General features: G+C 35.7%; 1 protein-coding gene. It reads right to left on the bottom strand.

Going from position 1 to position 504, the window contains the following annotated elements; genetic code table 11:
- On the bottom strand, positions 1-504 hold a 504-nt coding region (locus ACQY5W_RS13705), incomplete at both ends, for a diguanylate cyclase (RefSeq protein WP_428025522.1).

Here is a 504-nt window from a genome sequence, read left to right as displayed (position 1 = left end):
AATGTCTTCATCTCTAATCGTATTTTTCAGGATTTTTCCAAGTGTTCTTAGGATTTCATCTCCTGCCTGATGCCCCAATGTATCATTGTAATTCTTAAAATGATCAATATCCAATATCATCAATGAAATACTTTTTTTATGTCTTTTCGCTCGGTTAAGCTCTTCCTTTAACCTGTTTTCAATTTCAAAACACTCAGGTGCTTTTATATCTTCCAGGTTAATTCCACCAAATGTTGGCGCAATCTCTTTTACTGTTTCAACAAATTTATCAATGTCTTTAGTATCAACCTCAATGTCAAAAACATCAACATCTGCAAATATCTTAAACAAAAGTCCTTTCCCTTCCATCACAGGTTTACCAGCAACCGCTCCAAGATCACCTAGTCCCAGAACCGCTGTTCCATTAGATATAACAGCCACAAGATTCCCTTTTGCAGTATACTTGTATGCATCCTTATTATTTTTTTCTATCTCAAGGCATGGTTCAGCAACACCAGGAGAATA

Source organism: Arcobacter sp. (genome assembly GCF_050300555.1).
Taxonomy (GTDB): domain Bacteria; phylum Campylobacterota; class Campylobacteria; order Campylobacterales; family Arcobacteraceae; genus Arcobacter.
The sequence above is the reverse complement of the archived record's forward strand: the minus strand, read 5'-3'. Positions and strand labels throughout refer to the sequence as shown.